The sequence below is a fragment of the Aminobacter sp. Y103A genome (assembly GCF_030294925.1).
Taxonomy (GTDB): domain Bacteria; phylum Pseudomonadota; class Alphaproteobacteria; order Rhizobiales; family Rhizobiaceae; genus Aminobacter; species Aminobacter ciceronei.
In genome coordinates this window covers 4,687,551-4,704,463 of record NZ_AP017986.1, presented here as the reverse complement: position 1 = coordinate 4,704,463, position 16,913 = coordinate 4,687,551, and the positions used below count along the sequence as shown (strand labels likewise).

At 60.0% G+C, this 16,913-nt stretch carries 20 protein-coding genes; 11 read left to right on the top strand and 9 right to left on the bottom strand.

Annotation, left to right across the window (positions count from 1 at the left end; translation table 11 throughout):
• Positions 1-185: 185 nt before the first annotated feature.
• Together Amn_RS22990 and Amn_RS22985 are read left to right on the top strand one after the other, a co-directional pair.
• A complete protein-coding gene (locus tag Amn_RS22990) occupies positions 186-614 on the top strand; it encodes a cupin domain-containing protein (RefSeq protein WP_286292211.1) in 429 nt (142 codons plus the stop codon).
• On the top strand, positions 574-2,268 hold the full coding sequence (locus tag Amn_RS22985; RefSeq protein ID WP_286292209.1) for a thiamine pyrophosphate-binding protein: 1,695 nt from the start codon (positions 574-576) through the stop codon (positions 2,266-2,268). The genes Amn_RS22990 and Amn_RS22985 overlap by 41 nt, the downstream gene beginning before the upstream one ends.
• 887 nt (positions 2,269-3,155) lie before the next feature.
• On the opposite strand, the gene Amn_RS22980 is transcribed toward Amn_RS22985, so the two are convergent.
• The 4 genes from Amn_RS22980 to tnpA all read right to left on the bottom strand — a co-directional run bounded on the left by Amn_RS22980 (position 3,156) and on the right by tnpA (position 6,192).
• Positions 3,156-3,773: a plasmid pRiA4b ORF-3 family protein gene (locus Amn_RS22980; RefSeq protein WP_286288506.1), complete on the bottom strand. Its 618-nt coding sequence runs from the start codon at positions 3,771-3,773 to the stop codon at positions 3,156-3,158.
• Positions 3,770-5,353 carry an IS66 family transposase gene (gene tnpC, locus Amn_RS22975; RefSeq protein ID WP_286297879.1) on the bottom strand — a complete coding sequence of 528 codons (1,584 nt, stop codon included), beginning with the start codon at positions 5,351-5,353 and terminating at the stop codon, positions 3,770-3,772. The genes Amn_RS22980 and tnpC overlap by 4 nt, the downstream gene beginning before the upstream one ends.
• Positions 5,354-5,446: 93 nt before the next feature.
• Complete coding sequence (gene tnpB, locus Amn_RS22970; RefSeq protein ID WP_286288509.1) at positions 5,447-5,794, bottom strand: IS66 family insertion sequence element accessory protein TnpB; 348 nt, start codon at positions 5,792-5,794, stop codon at positions 5,447-5,449.
• Entirely contained in the window at positions 5,791-6,192 is a 402-nt protein-coding gene (tnpA, locus tag Amn_RS22965) for an IS66-like element accessory protein TnpA (protein WP_286288512.1), read from the bottom strand. Before tnpA ends, tnpB begins: the two co-directional genes overlap by 4 nt.
• Positions 6,193-6,608: 416 nt before the next feature.
• Between tnpA and Amn_RS22960 the strand changes: the two genes are divergently transcribed.
• Positions 6,609-6,752: a hypothetical protein gene (locus Amn_RS22960; RefSeq protein ID WP_286292206.1), complete on the top strand. Its 144-nt coding sequence runs from the start codon at positions 6,609-6,611 to the stop codon at positions 6,750-6,752.
• Between the two features lie 20 nt (positions 6,753-6,772).
• Here the strand turns inward: Amn_RS22960 and Amn_RS22955 are convergent, their stop codons facing one another.
• The 5 genes from Amn_RS22955 to Amn_RS22935 form a co-directional block, all read right to left on the bottom strand.
• Entirely contained in the window at positions 6,773-7,285 is a 513-nt protein-coding gene (locus Amn_RS22955; protein ID WP_286292204.1) for an amidohydrolase family protein, read from the bottom strand.
• Positions 7,233-7,799 carry an amidohydrolase family protein gene (locus Amn_RS22950; RefSeq protein WP_286292202.1) on the bottom strand — a complete coding sequence of 189 codons (567 nt, stop codon included), beginning with the start codon at positions 7,797-7,799 and terminating at the stop codon, positions 7,233-7,235. The genes Amn_RS22955 and Amn_RS22950 overlap by 53 nt, the downstream gene beginning before the upstream one ends.
• A 31-nt stretch (positions 7,800-7,830) precedes the next feature.
• Positions 7,831-8,106: a hypothetical protein gene (locus Amn_RS22945; protein ID WP_286292199.1), complete on the bottom strand. Its 276-nt coding sequence runs from the start codon at positions 8,104-8,106 to the stop codon at positions 7,831-7,833.
• Positions 8,103-8,405 (bottom strand): hypothetical protein, encoded by a 303-nt coding sequence (locus Amn_RS22940; RefSeq protein ID WP_286292196.1) that lies wholly within the window; start codon positions 8,403-8,405, stop codon positions 8,103-8,105. Before Amn_RS22940 ends, Amn_RS22945 begins: the two co-directional genes overlap by 4 nt.
• A gap of 124 nt (positions 8,406-8,529) precedes the next feature.
• Positions 8,530-9,501, bottom strand: coding sequence for a LysR substrate-binding domain-containing protein (locus Amn_RS22935; protein ID WP_286292194.1), 972 nt, complete (start codon positions 9,499-9,501; stop codon positions 8,530-8,532).
• 65 nt (positions 9,502-9,566) lie between these two features.
• Here Amn_RS22935 and Amn_RS22930 point away from each other — a divergent pair, with 65 nt between their 5' ends.
• From Amn_RS22930 to Amn_RS22895, 8 genes are all read left to right on the top strand, one after another.
• A complete protein-coding gene (locus Amn_RS22930; protein WP_286292191.1) occupies positions 9,567-9,926 on the top strand; it encodes a cupin domain-containing protein in 360 nt (119 codons plus the stop codon).
• Positions 9,920-11,104 carry an NAD(P)-dependent oxidoreductase gene (locus tag Amn_RS22925; RefSeq protein ID WP_286292189.1) on the top strand — a complete coding sequence of 395 codons (1,185 nt, stop codon included), beginning with the start codon at positions 9,920-9,922 and terminating at the stop codon, positions 11,102-11,104. Before Amn_RS22930 ends, Amn_RS22925 begins: the two co-directional genes overlap by 7 nt.
• Positions 11,101-11,814: an SDR family oxidoreductase gene (locus Amn_RS22920; RefSeq protein WP_286292186.1), complete on the top strand. Its 714-nt coding sequence runs from the start codon at positions 11,101-11,103 to the stop codon at positions 11,812-11,814. Before Amn_RS22925 ends, Amn_RS22920 begins: the two co-directional genes overlap by 4 nt.
• 20 nt (positions 11,815-11,834) lie before the next feature.
• Complete coding sequence (locus Amn_RS22915) at positions 11,835-12,866, top strand: ABC transporter substrate-binding protein (RefSeq protein WP_286292184.1); 1,032 nt, start codon at positions 11,835-11,837, stop codon at positions 12,864-12,866.
• Positions 12,867-12,883: 17 nt separating this feature from the next.
• Positions 12,884-13,630: an ABC transporter ATP-binding protein gene (locus tag Amn_RS22910; RefSeq protein ID WP_286292182.1), complete on the top strand. Its 747-nt coding sequence runs from the start codon at positions 12,884-12,886 to the stop codon at positions 13,628-13,630.
• 2 nt (positions 13,631-13,632) lie between these two features.
• A complete protein-coding gene (locus Amn_RS22905) occupies positions 13,633-14,463 on the top strand; it encodes an ABC transporter permease (protein ID WP_286292178.1) in 831 nt (276 codons plus the stop codon).
• Positions 14,456-14,836 (top strand): nuclear transport factor 2 family protein, encoded by a 381-nt coding sequence (locus Amn_RS22900; protein ID WP_286292175.1) that lies wholly within the window; start codon positions 14,456-14,458, stop codon positions 14,834-14,836. Before Amn_RS22905 ends, Amn_RS22900 begins: the two co-directional genes overlap by 8 nt.
• A 366-nt stretch (positions 14,837-15,202) precedes the next feature.
• Complete coding sequence (locus tag Amn_RS22895; protein WP_286292172.1) at positions 15,203-16,093, top strand: NAD-dependent epimerase/dehydratase family protein; 891 nt, start codon at positions 15,203-15,205, stop codon at positions 16,091-16,093.
• Positions 16,094-16,913: the final 820 nt, after the last annotated feature.

Genomic DNA, 16,913 nt, shown 5'->3' with positions numbered 1-16,913 from the left:
AAATGGCACGCGAAGCAGTACAGTTCGCAGCAACCCTAACGTACCCCGGTCGAAATTGGCCAGCCGAACTCACCGCATTTCGAGTTGAGTTGAAGGAAAGTGAGTTGAAAATAACGATCCTTGATCTTCAGCGGATGTCGGCCGAGCGTTGCACGCGTAACAGCTCGTAGACAGAGGAGAAGGCAATGGTCGCAGTAACTCCTGGCTTGGCCGGACAGGAACAGCTAGGCGAACTGGATTCGCGGTTCGTCACGGTGGAAGACATAGAATGGCGGGAGACGCGTTGGGCTGGCATCAAGATCAAGGTGCTTTTGGAAGACATAGAACGGGGCTTGCAGACAGTTCTTATTGATTGGGCGCCTGGTGCAACGCTCCCGCTCCATGAGCATACCAGGATCGAGCAGACATACGTTCTGAAGGGGTCGTTCGGTGACGACGACGGCACCACGACCGCCGGGAACTTTGTGTGGCGCCCGGCAGGCAGCCGTCACTCCGCCCGCTCGGAAGAAGGGGCGCTTTTGCTGTCCGTATTCCTGAAGCCAAATCGCTTCTTCGATCAGGAACAGCCACAAGATGGGTTCAACCAAGGTGACCAAAATGCGAACCGGAGCTGAGATTCTAGTCGATCAACTCCTGGCCCACCAAGTTGAACGCGTTTTCACCGTCCCCGGAGAGAGTTTTCTTGATGTCCTCAATGCACTTCATGACCACACTGACAGTGTCCGGGTAACAACCTGTCGTGTAGAGACCGGTGCCTCGAACATGGCCGAGGCCTATGGAAAGGCAACTGGCAAGCCCGGGATCTGCATGGTGACACGCGGCCCTGGCGCCACCCATGCATCGATCGGAGTCCACACAGCAGCGCATGATGGCACGCCGATGCTGCTGTTCATCGGACAGGTTGCAAGAAGAATGCGTGGCCGCGGGGCATTCCAGGAAGTCGATTACAACCAGATGTTTGGCGGCATGGCGAAATGGACCGTCGAACTGGACGATCCGAGCCGAATTCCCGAGCAGATTGCACGTGCTTTTTCCGTCGCTACGTCGGGAACGCCCGGTCCAGTGATCATCTCGATGCCCGAAGACGTGCTCTCTGGCAAAGCCGATGTCCCGGACGCTGTCCGCTACAGTCACGTGCAGCCAAGCGCGGGCAGGGAAGAGGTGCTCCGCTTCGGAGAACTGCTGACGTACGCGAAACGTCCGTTGATGGTCGTCGGATGTGGGTCATGGGCCGCTGACGATTGTATGGCGCTCGCCCAGTTCGCCCGCACATTCAAGGTTCCGGTCGCAGCAGCATTTCGGTCCCAGGACGCGTTCGACAACGACGACGACCTCTACGTGGGAGATCTCGGGCTTGGGCAGAACCCGAAACTCTCGCAACGCCTCAGAGAGTCCGATTTGGTCATCGCCCTGGGGACGCAACTCGAAGAGAACGTCACCAAAGGGTACACCTTGATAGGCATTCCAACCGCCGAGATGAAACTGGTTCACATCCATCCCAACATTGTTGAACTGGGTCGGGTATATCAGCCGGATCTCGCCATCAATTCGTCCCCTAGAGCTTTTCTGCGCTTGGCTGTCGAGACGCTGGATGAGATCACCGGAGACTGGAAAGATTGGGCAAATCACGCTCGCATAGAATACGAAGCGTTTCAGAGCACGCCGAAGTCTATTGGGCAGGTCAATATGGCAACGGTCATGAAGACCATGCGGGACATGCTACCGGACAACGCTGTCATTGCAAACGGTGCAGGGAACTACACCGTATGGCTTCATCGCTTCTTCAGATACCGTCAGCCGAAAACACAGATTGCGCCGACCTCTGGTGCGATGGGATACAGCGTTCCGGCAGCGATTGGTGCTAAGCTGGCGCACCCCGGCCGCCACGTCGTCTCCTTAAACGGAGACGGATGTTTCATGATGTGCAGCCAGGAACTGGCCACGGCCGTTCATGTGGGCGCCAACGTCGTGTTCATTGTCGTGAACAATGGCATGCTTGGCACTATCCGCATGCACCAGGAAAGGCATTTTCCTGGACGTGTGATCGCAACGGATCTCGTCAATCCGGATTTCGTGACCTTTGCCAAGTCATTTGGGGTTGCTGGCGAACGCATCGACAAGACTGAACTTTTCGAGGCCGCTTTTCGTAGGGCCCTTGACGCCGAGGCACCCTATCTCTTGGAAATAGCCATTGACCCCGAGGCGCTCACGCCCCTGCAATCTCTGACAGAAATTCGAGATGCCGGCTTCGCTGCCGCTCGAAACTAGGTTTATGCCGTAGTCACAACAAAATGACGCAAGAGAAGACCACGACTGCATTGTAGCAGCCCGCTTTTTCGAAGCAGGCGCATGCCTTTTGTGTTGGAGTCAGGGGGGCGCGGTCGTCATCCCCTGACTTCTGCACCCTCAGCGTACGGAGGCCTGGTGAGCACATCTCCGTTTTTGATGCCCTGACGCGACGTCGGGCACACGACCATTACTCAAAAGCAGCTAAAAACCGAGTGCTACATTGTCTCTCTGGCGAAGAGCCCGGCGCGGCGGTTCAATCAATGTGATGATCTATCTCAGGGGACATAGCCAGGACTACGATGACTGGTCAATTCCAGGTGCAAAAGGGGAGGGCGTCCTTCCGGTATCTCGAGAAATCCGAACGGGCTCCGTTCACTTTGTCCTGCCTGTCATGAGCGTGTGGCCTATAGTACGTCACGCACAATGACGTTCGTTACTACGGCTCATGAAGTCGTTCTGCCATTGAGTGTTGACATGAGCGGAAGCTTTCATAACGGCATTGGCTTCCAACTCAGCACACGCTTCAAATGCCGGCGAAACAACCGTTGAGGCCTTCTGCCACGACAGCATATGGCTCCGCTAAGCTTGGAGCTTATCCTTGGCTCTGATGTATGGCATTTCCGGGTGAAATCAGGACGTGCCATTCGCGTAGTGTTCCAGCTGGCTAACAACAGTACTCTTGAGACGGCCACTTCCTCGCAAGATCCAGTGTCTTCGCGGGGAACTACTGGTTCGGCCAAGCTCTTGGTGCTTCCCAGTATCAGGCCCGCCGATCTTTTCCGGCAGCACGGAACTACGTCATAGCAGACCATCCGGAAGTTGAAGGAAGGTAAGCCTCCGGTGGGGGCCGCGGCCGCCTTGGATTGTCAGCGTGCCTGACTACGGCTTTTCTCGAAGCCGACCTTGCCGAGAGCGCGGCGTCTGGCGAGCTTTTTCATCCGGGTTTGGATTTCGTCTTCATCGGCATGTGCGGGATCGAACGGACGGCCGTGCCAGCGCTTGAGTTCGCGATGCTGCTCGTGCTTGGGATCGGCGATGGCGTCGAGGAACAGTTCGAAGCCGGGGATGCCGCCGACATCTTCGGGTGGGGCGCGGCCGGCGCCGTCGATGTAGCGGGGATACTCGGCGGCGGGATCGGCATCGGCGACCGCCTCGATCGTGATCGTGTGCCTCCAGTCGTCACCGAAGTCGTAGGTGTAGGTCAGTTGCATGATGCCGCGATCGACCAGCGAGCCGAGCCGCAAGGTCTTCGCCGAGTAGGTTTTATCGCGCAGGCTATCCCATTCGGGATTAGGGATGGCGTAGCGCCTTCCGTCGGCGCGGAACTCGAACAGGTGATAGTCGTCAAACGGCATGGCCGCCTGGATTACGTCGTGCAAGGCCTTGAGCGTTGCCGTCAGCGGCACCTCGGCGCGCCGCCAGATGGCTGGCTGCCAGTCATCGAGCTGGATCCTGATGCGGGCGATGCGATCGGCGTGGCTCATGCCGCCAATCTTGCAGATTGCGCCTTCCAGTTCCACGGCAGGAGTTCGGACAGCCGGCTTTGCGGCGTGTCGGCGATGCGGGCGAGCACATCGGCGAGCCAAGCCTGCGGGTCAGCATCATTGAGCTTTGCCGTGCCGATCAGGGTATACATGACGGCCGCGCGATCGGCGCCACGGTCCGACCCAGCGAAGAGCCACGACTTTCTGCCGAGAGCCAAGCCGCGCAGCGCCCGTTCGGCAGCATTGTTCGTCAGGCAGATGCACCCGTCTTCGAGGAAACGAGCGAAGCCCGCCCAGCGTTTGAGCATGTAGTCGATCGCCTGGGCGACCGGGGCGTGGCGCGAGAGCCTGGCACGCTCGCCACGCATCCATGCTTCCAGCTCGGCGACGAGCGGCGCGCTTCTTTCGGTCCTGACGACAAGACGCTGCTCGCCAGCCAAGCCGTTGATGTCGCGCTCGATGTCGAACAGGAGATCGATGCGTTTGACGGCTTCGAAGGCGATCGGCGAGATCGGCGGCGCGGCCTTTCCCCGACGAGCATTGGCGGCGATGTCGGCAAGCACGAAGAACTTGCGCCGCGCATGGCTCCAGCAGAGCGCCTCCGTCACCGGTCCGGGCTTGCGGTCGCGGAGGTAGAGCCGGTTGTAGCCGGCATAGGCGTCGGCCTGCAGAATGCCGGTGAACTGCCTCAGGTGCCGCTCGGGATGATCGCCGGACCGGTCGCGGGATGCGTAGAACAGGGCTGCCGGTGGTGATGCACCGCCGAAGGGCCGATCGTCGCGGACATAGATCCAGGCTCGACCGGTGGTCGTCTTGCCCTTCGCCAGGATCGGCACCGTAGTGTCGTCGCCGTGAAGCCGCTCTGCCGAGAGCACATGGTCCTCGATCAGCGCATGCAGCGGACGCAGCACCACCGCGCATGCGCCGACCTGATCGGCCAGCGTCGACAGGCTCAGCTCGATGCCTTCGCGGGCATAACGCTCACTCTGCCGGTTCAGCGGCTGGTGCTGGCCGAACTTCTCGAACAGCACCATGGCAAGCAGGTTCGGGCCGGCAAAGCCGCGCGGCGTGACGTGGAACGGCGCCGGTGGCTGCGTGATCGCCTCGCACTGCCGGCACGAGAACTTCTCGCGCACCGTCTGGATCACCTTCCACTGGCGCGGGATCACCTCCAGCGTCTCGGTGACGTCCTCGCCCAGCTTAGACAGCCGGACCGATCCGCAGCACGGGCAGCTCTCGGGTGCGGCAATTACCACGCGCTCGCGCGGCAGATGCTCCGGGAACGGCTTGCGCGACGGGCGCCGGCGCTCGAATGAGCGAACCGTCTGTGTCTGGGACGCCGCCCTCTCGGCAGCGAGTTCGTCCTCCGATGCGTCCGCCTCCAGATCCTCGAGCTGTAGTACCATCTGCTCGAGCAGCCTGGCCTTGCGTTCCGAACGGCTGCCATAGAGCTCGCGCCTGAGCTTCTCGATCTCCAGCTTCAGTCGTGCAATCAGCGCCTCCGTCCCGGAACTGACCGCCGCCGCGCGGGCGGCAAGGGCTTCGGCCTCAACGCGCGCGGCGCGCTCCGCGAGGATCATCGCGTGGGCGGCGGCGAGGTCGGAAGGGAGCGATTCAGCGGCGGACACCAATCGATGGAATCACATCCACCGCCATGTGCAAGGCCAAAATCGTCAGCCGGTCGCCGTCGGCCGCCAGGTCTTCTGCGGCATGCGCCAATCAATGCCTTCGAGCAGATAGCCGAGTTGGGCCGGCGTGATAGTGACTGCGCCGTCGGCCGGCGATGGCCAGATGAAGCGGCCGCGCTCGAGCTTCTTCGAGAACAGGCAGGCGCCCTGGCCGTCGTGCCACAGAACCTTGATCAGATCGCCGCGACGGCCGCGGAAGACGAACAGATGACCATTGTGCGGATCACGCTTTAGCGTCTCCTGCACCACCAGCGCCAGGCCCGGAAAGCCCTTCCTCATGTCGGTGTGGCCGGTCGCCAGCCATACCCGCACGCCGCTCGGAACCGGGATCATCGGGACCCGAGCGCGTCCAGAACGCGCCGCAGCGCCTCGGCATCTACGTCGCGATCGACGCGGACGCGGCGCCCGCCGCCAAGCTCGATCTCGATGATGCCGCTCTTGCGGCGACGTCGGCCGGGAGACGCCGATGGCGCCGGCGCCTCAACGGCGGGCGGCGCAGCAGCAGGAACGATCTCGACCGCGACCAATTGCGAGGGACCGGCATCGACCCGATCACACAGGTCCTTGCGCCATCGAAAGAGTTGGCTGACGTGAATGCCCGCCGATCGCGCGACTTCCGACACCGACACGTCAGGCTCAAGAGACGCCGCGACCAGGCTCTCCTTCTCCTCACGCGACCACCGCCGGCGTCTCTCGACCGACGTGATCACCTCCACCCGCGGCATCGTCATAGGGCTACTCCTAGGATTATCCCTAGGACTTCCGACGTTCGCCCTCAGCCCGCAAGGCGGTCCTCACCGGAGGGATACGAAGGAAGAACTACAGGATCTCCTGGATACATGGTCTCACACTGCCCAGGGCTTGGGGCCATCTTGGTGCAAAACGCTCCGCAACAAAGGCCAGGACACATCCTCGCAAACACAAAACTGAGCAGACATTTAGCCTCGCTCAGCAAGCAATGTCGGTCGCCTGTGTCATCAGGCCGATCGACTATCTGCCCAGGCGCTGGCAGCGCTTCATTGCCTTCCCGACAGCGGCGGGATCTGCCTGGCGAACATGCCGCCAAGCAGGCTCTCGTTGGCTAGCATTGGACAGAAAATCCTGGCTCATTGCCGGATCCGAATATGGCGCGACGCAGGCTGCGGCCATGACCACGCTGATCACGACCGCCAAAGCTCAACGACGTCGGTTCGATCGCCTGGTTGGCATCGCCACCACTTCACAGATCCTCCTCCACGAACTGCTGCCGTGGAAACTTGCGCGCAAAACGCGCCTGCTCAATGCAGCCTGATCGGGGCGCTCACCGGACAGCTACGTCTTAGCCAGGATCTCCAGCAATGCGCTCTTGTCGCTCTGGGAACACAGTGCTCCGTGGACGGCGTTGCGATACATCGTTTGGAGATCTTCGATCGTAAGTCCAAGTTTTTCAACGGCGCTTGCGTGCTCGATCGAAATGTCAGTACCAAACATAGGTGGATCGTCAGTGTTGAGGGTGGGCAGCAGCCCGGCAGCGAGCATGTGCGGCAGCGTGTGGTCCTCCCAGCGTTTGAACACACCGAGCATGATGTTGCTGGTTGGACAGACATCGCAAACAATGCCTTGATCACGCATCCGTGCCGCAAGTTCCGGGTCCTCGAGCGCGAACACCCCGTGTTCGATCCTGACCGGCGACGCAACGGCCACCGCCTCGCGAATGCTATCGACGCCGCTGGTCTCACCTGCATGGATGACCCGTGGAACACCCGCGTCTCGGGCTCGATCCAGTGCGGCCTTAAATTTGCTCGGCGGGTGGCCGGGTTCGTATCCGCCAAGCCCGAGAGCCACGACGCCGTCTCCGTGCGCATCGATTACCCCAGTCGGCGACTATCAGCCCCTCATCCGAGTTGAGCTTGTTCCGCGATATGTCGACTATGATGCCTGATCCGATGCCGAATTCCTCCTTAGCTCGGCGCCTGGCTCGGTTGAGCGCAGCGAGCTGGCCCCGAAAGGGGAGTCCGTAGTTGCCGAAATGCGTGAATGCGGTGAAGTGGAATTCGGTGTAGACGACGTTATGCCGGTGCTGGAAGGCGAGGAAATCGTAACAGATGAGCTCGATGTCATCGACCGTGCGGAGGCACTTCGACACTTGCTGATAAATGTCGGCAAAATGCGGAAAGTCGCGAAACTTGTACCATTCGCGCAGACCAGCTTCATCGGAGCTCGGCAGCTGAATGCCATGGCGCTTGGCCAGTTCGAGCAGGGTCACGGGCTGGATCGCGCCCTCGAGATGAACGTGTAGCTCGATCTTCGGCAACGCGGCGATCGTCCCAGCGAGATTGGCGGAAGGTGAGATTGTCACGGTGTCTCCAGATGTAATTGGACAAAAAACGTTAGACTGCCCCGAGATCGGTTGCAGCGATGGTTTCGTTTGAAGAATCTGCCGCCCGAAGCGGCACTTTGGCGCCCTTCTCACCGGCCTTGGTAGTCGAAGCGCTGTTGTTGCCGACGATGGACGGCACCACCGATGCGACCACAAGGCGCTGTCGCTCCGGACCACCATCGATCAGACAGGCTGGGGCACCAGCTTGCGCGAGGCGGGAAGCCACGACACTGCCGGAAGTGCCGCTGGCAACGCGAGCATCGTCGAAGCCGCCTGCCTTCGTCATGAGACTGCCGCATGGACGGCGCTGAGACTTTTACCCGGTGTCAATGTCTTGTGATCGAACCTGATCTGGGTCAGGTGCGGCTTGGATGAGGCGAGGGCGCGATCCAAGGCTGGTAGAAACTGCTCCGTCGCTACGACCGGCTGCCCCTCTGCATTAGAGGCGCGCGGGGGTACTACGAAACTAGTATTGACCGGATCCGTGCCGATGATCCGACCGGGAAGGTTGCTTTCCTGGTGCATGCAACGAGCCGCGATCGGCGCCAGGAGATTTTCGGTGAGGTCGGGAGTTGTTGCAGTCATGATCTCCTCCGCAAGCTTCCGTTACTTTGGGCTAGGCCCGCGGAGACAATGGAAGTTTGGAGCGTCAAAGCTCAAGCGAAGGAAAGGCCGTCGGAGTTGATCTGGGATCAATGTGCGTCTGCGACTATATCACCCGGGCGTTTTCGCGCTTCAGCCAGCCGATAAGCGACCGGATCCGGCGGTCGTCCGAGCGGCTGCGCGGCCAGGCAAGATAGTACGGCACTGGCTTCTTGACGAAGCCGAGCGGCGCAATGAGGCGACCCTCCGAGATGTCTTCATCGACATAGACCTTTGGCGCAGGCGCAAAGCCGATGCCCGACTTGGCGGCCTGCAGCGCGAGGAACATGTGATCGACCCATATCTCGCGCGGTTCGGCAGGCAGAACATGGCCGCTGCTCGCCGACCAGGTTCGCCACAGATATGGCCGGCTACGAATGGAGAGATAGGTTCCGGAGGCAAGCACTTCTTCATCCCTACCGGAAGGGGTTTGCGCCTTGAGCTTTTCCCAGTAGCCCGGCGCGGCGACGAGCCCCGGCGTATCCTGCATGAACGAGGTTTGAATCAGGTCGCTGCGCACCGGCCAGCGACCGACATCGATGACGACGTCGATTTCGCTGTTTTCCCAGTCGATGTCGCGGCTAAGCAGCGAGACAATACGCAGTTCCGTCTTGGGGGCAAACTCGGCGAAACGGCCAAGACGCGGCAACAACCACAACAAGGTGAAGGTCGGCAAACATGCGACTGTCAGTGGCCCGATACGGTTATGGTCACGGGCCTCGCGTGTCACGCTTTCGATACGGTCGAACGCCGGCACGATGCCGTCGCGCAGCCGCTCGCCGAACGGCGTTAGCCGGACGCTGGTGTTGCCTCGACGGAAGAGTGGCGCCCCGAGATCTTCCTCCAACGACTTGATCTGCCGGCTGATCGCGCCGGCGGTGACGTTCAGCTCGCGAGCCGCGGCATTCATGCTGCCAGCCCTGCAAACGGCGTCGAATGCCCGTAAGGCTGTGATGGAGGGTAGCTTTCGGCCAAGATGTTCCATTGAGTTCAATTCAACTCCGGTCGAGCTTTTGAGAGGTTGAGTGGCTGCGGCCATCCCCCGATGATGCCTTCACCGCAATCGATCTGACCTTCGGGCAGAGCAATGTCAATGGAGAAGGCATGCCACACTTGGTAGAGGATCCGGTCAACGTCCCGGAGCCGGATAAATACCGCATAACCCAGTTCCTCGGCCGGCAAAGCGATCCGCGCCGCGACAATCTTAGCGTCGCCCTCGAAGTCATCGAGAGCGGTGTGCGCAAGCCGCAGCACTTCCATCGTGCCTCCGACGAATTGTTCTACGTCGTGTCCGGCAGCGGCTTTCTCACCATCGAAGGCGTGCAGCATAGGCTGACCGCAGGTGACGCCTACCTCGTTGAGGTCGGTCAGAAACATTTCCTCGCAGCAGCCGACGACGAGCAGCTTTCAGTGCTGCTCGTATCGACCCCGGCATACGAACCGAGCGACTACATCCTATGCTAAACCAGATCACGATACACGATGGCGAACGCGCCTGGCAGGAACGCCTGTCCACCGTCTTCAACCGTATCTCAGGCACAATGAAGGGACGCAGCCTATCCGGCGCCAAGATTGGGGTCTGGAAGATCCTGAGCCCCAACACCGCACCACTCCTCGAGGCGCTGATGGCATCGGGCGCCGAGATCGTCGCAGGCTCGTCGCATCCCAACGCGGTCTCCGATCCGACTGTCGAATATCTGCGGCAGCGGGGCGCGAAAGTGTTCGCCCACAACGGCATGTCGATGCACGATTACAAATCCTATCTCGCCGCCGCCGTGGCCGAAAAGCCCGACTACGTACTGAGCTCTGGCGCAGCGCTGCTGCTTGCCTGCAAGGAGCAGGGTTGGTCGCCGCGTGCGGCGCTCGAGGGTACGCGTACAGGGACAAATCGCCTGGACGGTGAGCAGATGGCGTTTCCGATCTTCGACTGGAACGACTCGCAGCTCAAGAACTCGATCGAGCATCGCTTTCATGTCGCGGAAAGTTTCTGGTCGGCCTTTGCCTACCTTACGGGCATGAGCCTGTTTGGCCGCAAGATCTTGGTCGTCGGTTTCGGCCCTGTGGGCAAGGGCATTTGTGAACGCGCCCGCAACCTTGGCGGCCACGTGCTCGTCGCCGACACATCGGCGCTGCGCTCCGCCGAGGCCGTGTTCCATGGCCATCAAGTGACGGGCCTCTATGACGGCGTGGCGTTGGCTGATATCGTCGTCACTGTCACCGGCCGCGACGGGATCATCAAGCCCGAGCATTACGCGGTCGCGCGCCAGGGCACGGTCTTCGTCAACGCCGGGCATTCGGCGCGCGAATTGTCGATCGACTGGATCAACCGTCAGGAGCGGAGCGAGCTGCGCAACCGCATCGATGTCTTCACCGTCGAGGGCAAGCAACTGCTCCTTCTCTGCAGCGGCGATGCCCTGAACCTCGCTTCTGGTGCTGGACCGTTCGGCACCGACATCTGGGACATCTTCAACGGGTTGATCCTGCGCGGTGCGCACTGGATGCATTCCGAAATGCCAGCGGACAGCAAGCCCGGCGTGCACCCGTATCCGCTGCATTTGCAGGAAGAGGTTGCGCGCGCCTTCCTCGACGATCGTGGCTTCCAGTTTTCCGCTGTGGCGAACAGTGAGGCCGGCAAGCAATGAGCAATCTTGCGAACCAGAATGTACTGGTGATCGGCGGCACAAGCGGCATCGGCGAGGCGGTCGCGCAGCTGGCGCAAATGGCCGGCGCGACCGTGACAGTTGCCAGCCGCTCCGTTCGAAAGGCGCTGATGCCGCGACCGGACGGCATACGCGCGCTCGCTGTGGACGTCACCGACCGCCATTCGGTCGCGGCTCTTTTTGAGGAAGTTCGCAAGCTCGACCATGTCTGCTTGGCCGCAGGTCCGACCGCACTAACAGGCGATTTCGCTGACATCGATCCGGTTGCTGCAGCAGGGCATTTCGACACGCGCTTCTGGTCGACCTTCCATGTCGCGCAGATGGCTGGCCGACGGCTTGCTGGAAAAGGCTCGCTTTCCTTCATAATCGGCGCGCTTAGCCGCAAGCCGATGCAGGGCCGCGCGATGGTCACCGCCGCGCAATGCGCTGTTGAAGGGCTCGCGCGGGGCCTCGCAATCGACCTCGCTCCGATACGCGTCAACACCATCGTCGCAGGGCTCACCGACACTCCAATGTGGTCTGGACTGGAGCCGGCGAGGCGGAAGACGTTTTTTGAGGACTACGCGAAGAAGACGCCAGCACACCGCGTGGGGATGCCGCAGGACGTCGCGGCGATGGTGCTGGCAGCAATGGCCAACCCATATGTAACCGGCGCCTCCCTGGTGGTGGACGGTGGCTCAACGATAAACTGAACAAAAAAAGGGGAACAGGAATGCCACGAATTCTTGAAACTGGAGCGGCGCTTCTCGCCGGGTCGACGATGCTGCTCATTGCCGGCAGCGCTTGGGCCGAAACGGTCACCACTCAGCTCGGATGGCTTCGCAACGGTCAGTTCGCACCGGTGCTCGTTGCCGATGCGAACGGGTACTTTAAGGAGGAAGGTATCGAGCATATCATCCGCGACGGCGGACCGGGTAAAAATCCTGTCCCGATCGTCGCCGCTGGCCAGGCAGATTTCGGCATCTCGGTCAACGGCCGCTTCGTCATTGCGGCCCGGCTTGCGCCGGATCCGATCAATATCATTGCGCTCGGCACCCTCTACCAGGACAGTCCCTACAGCTATGTGACCATAACCGATCCCGATGCACCCGAGCCGACGCCGAAGGATCTCGAAGGAAAGCGTATCGGCATCCAGGCGGACGGTGACTTCCTGCTGCGCGCCTTCGCCAAGGAAAACGGCCTGGACACGAGCACGATGACGATCACGACCGTGCAGGGGGGAGCCGAGCCGCTGCTGGTCGGCTCGGTCGACTTCATGAGCGCCTTCATGATCAACCAGCCGTACCAGATCGAAATCGAGGCGGCCAAACCCGACGCCCCAGAGAATCTCAAGGGCAAGACTTGGAAGGCAATTCCTTACGCCAAGTACGGCACGCTGAGTTACCCGCAAGTCATCTTTGCCACTGATGCGATGATAGAAAAGAACCCGGAACTCGTGAAACGATACCTCCGCGCTCTGACCAAAGGTCTCCGCTTCGTCCTCGAAAATCCCACTGAGGCCCATAAGATCGTCGCAGCCTACCCCGGACAGGTCGATACGCCGGAAAAAGTCATGTGGCAGATGAAGAACCAGCAGCATCTTTTCGAAAGCGACGACACCCGAAAAAACGGACTTCTGTGGATGAACCCGGATGTCTGGGCCCGGATGGTGACCTTCTACAAGCAAGCTGGCGAGATACCGCGCGAAATTCCGGTCGACACGGTGATGACCAACAAGTTCTTACCTGGTCCGGAGGCACGATAATGGCCTCCGCTATCAGTGTGCGCGGCGTCACGCGCCGCTTCGGCCAAATGGTCGCACTCGAAAAAGTCGATCTCGAAATCGCGGCGGGGGAGTTCATAGCGCTGGTCGGTCCGTCTGGCTGCGGCAAGACAACCTTGCTCAGGATGGTGGCGGATCTTGCCACCCCAAGCGCTGGCGAAATCCTGGTTGGTGGCGCTTCTCCGCGCCAGGCGCGCCAGGCACGGCAGCTCGGCCTCGTCTCGCAGCGACCAGCTGTGCTGCCGTGGAAGTCGGCGCTTGCCGATGTGACCTTCACCAAACAGATCGCCCGCCGACCGGGGTACCCCTCGGCTGGACTTCTGCAGGATTTCGGTTTGGCCGGGCATGAGTACAAACGGCCTGGCGAGCTTTCCGGCGGTATGCTGCAGCGCGTCAATATTGCCAGCGCGATCAGCCACGACCCTGATGTGCTCCTAATGGACGAGCCCTTTTCCGCACTCGACGAGATGCGGCGCGAGGAGATCGGCGACTGGCTTGGTGAGGAACTGCGCAAACGTCCCAAGACCGTGCTCTTTGTCACCCACCACATCGACGAGGCCGTGGTCCTCGCAGACCGTTTGGTAGTGTTCTCGCGTTCACCCGGACGGGTCCTGGACATCGTCGAGATCGGCTCGCCTCGGCCTCGCACGCAGAGTTTCCGGTCTGACCCGCGCTTCGTCAGGGCCGCGGCACATGTCCGCGGCCTGCTTTCAGGCGCGACATCCAAACGCCACGCGGAGGGCTAACCATGAGAGAAGTATCACTTGACCAACAGGCTTCCATGGAGGTCGGCGGACGGCTCGCTGCCGCAGGGCTTCGCGCGTTGCGTCTGATTGCAAAGATCGTGGTCCCGCTGCTGTCAATCCTCGGCCTCTGGTACCTTGCAATCTACACGTCCAACCTGCCGGAGTTCGTGATCCCGCAGCCAAGCCGGGTGCTTGAGGCGCTGGTCAACGATTGGGACGAAATCAGTTTCCATCTCTGGGAGACATTGAAGGTCGCGCTGTTGGGATTTTTACTGGCAAATGTCGTTGGCATCGGGCTAGCAGTAGTCCTGACCGCATCGCCGCTCTGGCGTCATGTGGTCATGCCCGCGGCGATCACCATCCGCAACGTGCCCTATGTCGCCCTGGTCACGATCTTGATGCTGGCCTTCGGTGATACGATCGGATCGAAAGTTGCGATCGTGGTAATTGCAGGGTTTTTCCCAGTGATGGTCAATACCTATCACGGCCTGCTCTCCACCGACGAGGTGGTGCTCGACCGCATGCGCGTGCTCAACGCTAGCCCTTTCGAAACGTTCTTCAAGGTTAAGATACCCTATGCCCTCCCGCACATTGTGGCGGCCCAGGAGATCACCGGCACAAATAGTATCATTGTGGCGATCGCCGCCGAGTGGATGATTTCATCGACCGGCCTCGGCTATGTGATCAACAAGGCTATGCAGCTCTATCGCGGCGACCTCGTCTATGCCGTAGCCTTGCTTGCAGCGTTGCTGTCGTTTGTTGTCTACAGCGTCGTCAGCCATGTCGGCTCCAAGCTCGACTGGCGCAGCCGGGCGGATGGCCGCCATGGGTGAACACTTGACCGTAGAAGCGGCTGACGATGCCCGCTACTCCGCGACCCTCGCCGCAGATCTGGAGACATTGAACACGCTCCTCCATGACGATCTGGTCTACGGCCATTCCACCGGCTCGGCGGATAGCAAGGTTTCCTACGTCGACGCCATCAGGACCGGTGCTTTGACCTATCACCGGATCGACCGCAACAACCGCATGGTGTTAGACCGGGGACAGTTTGCTCTCGTCTTCTGCACGATTGCAATGGACGTGACGGTTAGGGGCGAGTTGCGCAACTTGACGAACCAGACAGTGGCCGTCTGGGAGCGGACCAGCTCGGTATGGCGGCTACTGGCCTCCCATTCAACACCGTTGACTGCAATCGTCCGCTGACAGCTCTCGTCCCAACACGCAATTGCTGCCCGAGAGCCAGGCTGTCCCGCCAAACCAGCTGGCGTTGTTCGGCCAGCTGGACATTCGACTTTGCGACGAACGGGAAAATTTTTGGCGTTGTCTTCGCGACATATGACACCGGCCGTAGGTGGGCAGCCGGTACCGGGCTGCCCACCGCGGACAAATGCGGGCGAATTGGTGATCGCCAGGAGGTCGTCACGACAGAGTAGATTGCGAGCGCGCGTTAGCACCTTGCTGCTTGTCTCAATGTCCGACAAGCTACTTTCATCAGAATCGATCAGACCTGTACGGTATCGATCACCTAACGCTCATAAATGAGCACAACGAGGTATTTGAAAGCTATCTATGCGTATAGTACTTACGGGTAGTTCCGGGCGAATTGGCCGCGCAATTTTTGGCGCTCTGTCTTGCCAACACGAAATCGTTGGCCTTGACCGCTCTCCATTTTCGACCACCCATGTTGTCGGCGACATCGCCAACGAGATGCTGCTGCGCACGGTACTTCGAAGAGCAGACGCGGTAATTCACACTGCCGCACTCCATGCCCCTCATGTTGGCACTGTGCCAAATGAAGAATTTCAGCGCATCAACGTGAAGGGAACTGAACTCATCGCAAGGGAAGCGATCGCCGCAGGCGTGAAACGGTTCGTTTTCACCAGCACGACGGCCTTGTATGGGCATGCCGTTTCGGTCGGTTCCTGCACATGGATAGATGAAGACACGGCCCCTTTGCCGACGAGCATTTATCATCGGACCAAGCTTGAAGCTGAATATGTACTGGAAGGATTGGCTGGTCCGGAATTTGCCGTGCGGGTTCTACGTATGTCGCGGAGCTTCCCGGAGCCAGGCGACATAATGGCAGCTTACAGGCTACACCGCGGCATCGATGCGCGCGACGTCGCTGACGCCCACGTCGCAGCCTTGTCGAATAGCGGTGCGCCTTTCCAGCGCTATATTGTGTCGGCCACCAGTCCATTCACCATGGAGGACTGCGAATGTCTTTCGATAGATGCGGCTTCAGTCGTCAGACGTAGGGCGCCCGATATTGCTGCTAAGTTTGACCAGAGAGGATGGCGCCTGCCACTAACTATTGATCGTGTTTATGATGCAAGCCGGGCTAAGAGCGGTCTTGGATGGCAATCCATGTTCAACTTTGATGAAGTGATGGCGCAGATGGCTCGACGCAGCCTCGAAGTGTTACCTGCCGGTTCGCGCATAATGACGAAATCGGAATAGAGCGTCGCTGCAGAGTGGTGGGGAAACTACCCTTTTTGACCAGGCTTTCGCGACCCTATGCCGCCAGTCACTGCAGCCCGCCCGACATGGCGCCAACCCCACGTATAAACACGGAGGAAAACTCATTCTTGCTCATCTTAACTTTATCGTAGTTCAGAACGTTTCTGTGGTTCGAGAAAACCCTTTGCCGCTCGTACGAGACGACCGTCAAATCTCTGTCGTTGAAGGTGCCAAATTGGCGGCGTAAGCGGGGCATCTGGTCCAAGTCGGGCAGCAGCCAAAAATGAAGAGTGTCTGCTGCTAGCAAAGCTGAATGTCCGGTCTTATCGCAGCGTCGGCAAACAACCTTCGATCACATTGGTTCTGCTTCCGTCCACTTCAAGTAGCCGCAGTCCGGGCCGGACGACTGCAACGGGGTCGGAGAGTGAACCCGCTGTGCAGACAGCACCTCCGATCGTTTCTTCAATGGCCAAGTCATTACTTTCAAATTGCGATCTGAAGCAAATGTCGGAATCGGTAGTTGCGTGTCCCCGCAACCAAATACCAAAACAGCCCAGCTTGTCTGGGCTGTTTTGGTATTTGGACGCAGGTGACGGTCGAGTTCAACCTGCATCAGCGGCCCGCTAGGAGCCAAAGCCGACAAAGCGGGACAAAAAGCCAAATCCTGTCCCCGAAACCAACAATAAAAGCCCGCCAAGGTGAAAACCACGGCGGGCTTTTTGCTGTCTCGAACCACGTGACAGCCCGAGCTTGAAGCGCATCAGGGGCACGCAACAGCCAAAGCCGACTATCTGACTATCCAGATCACTTGAAACATCGA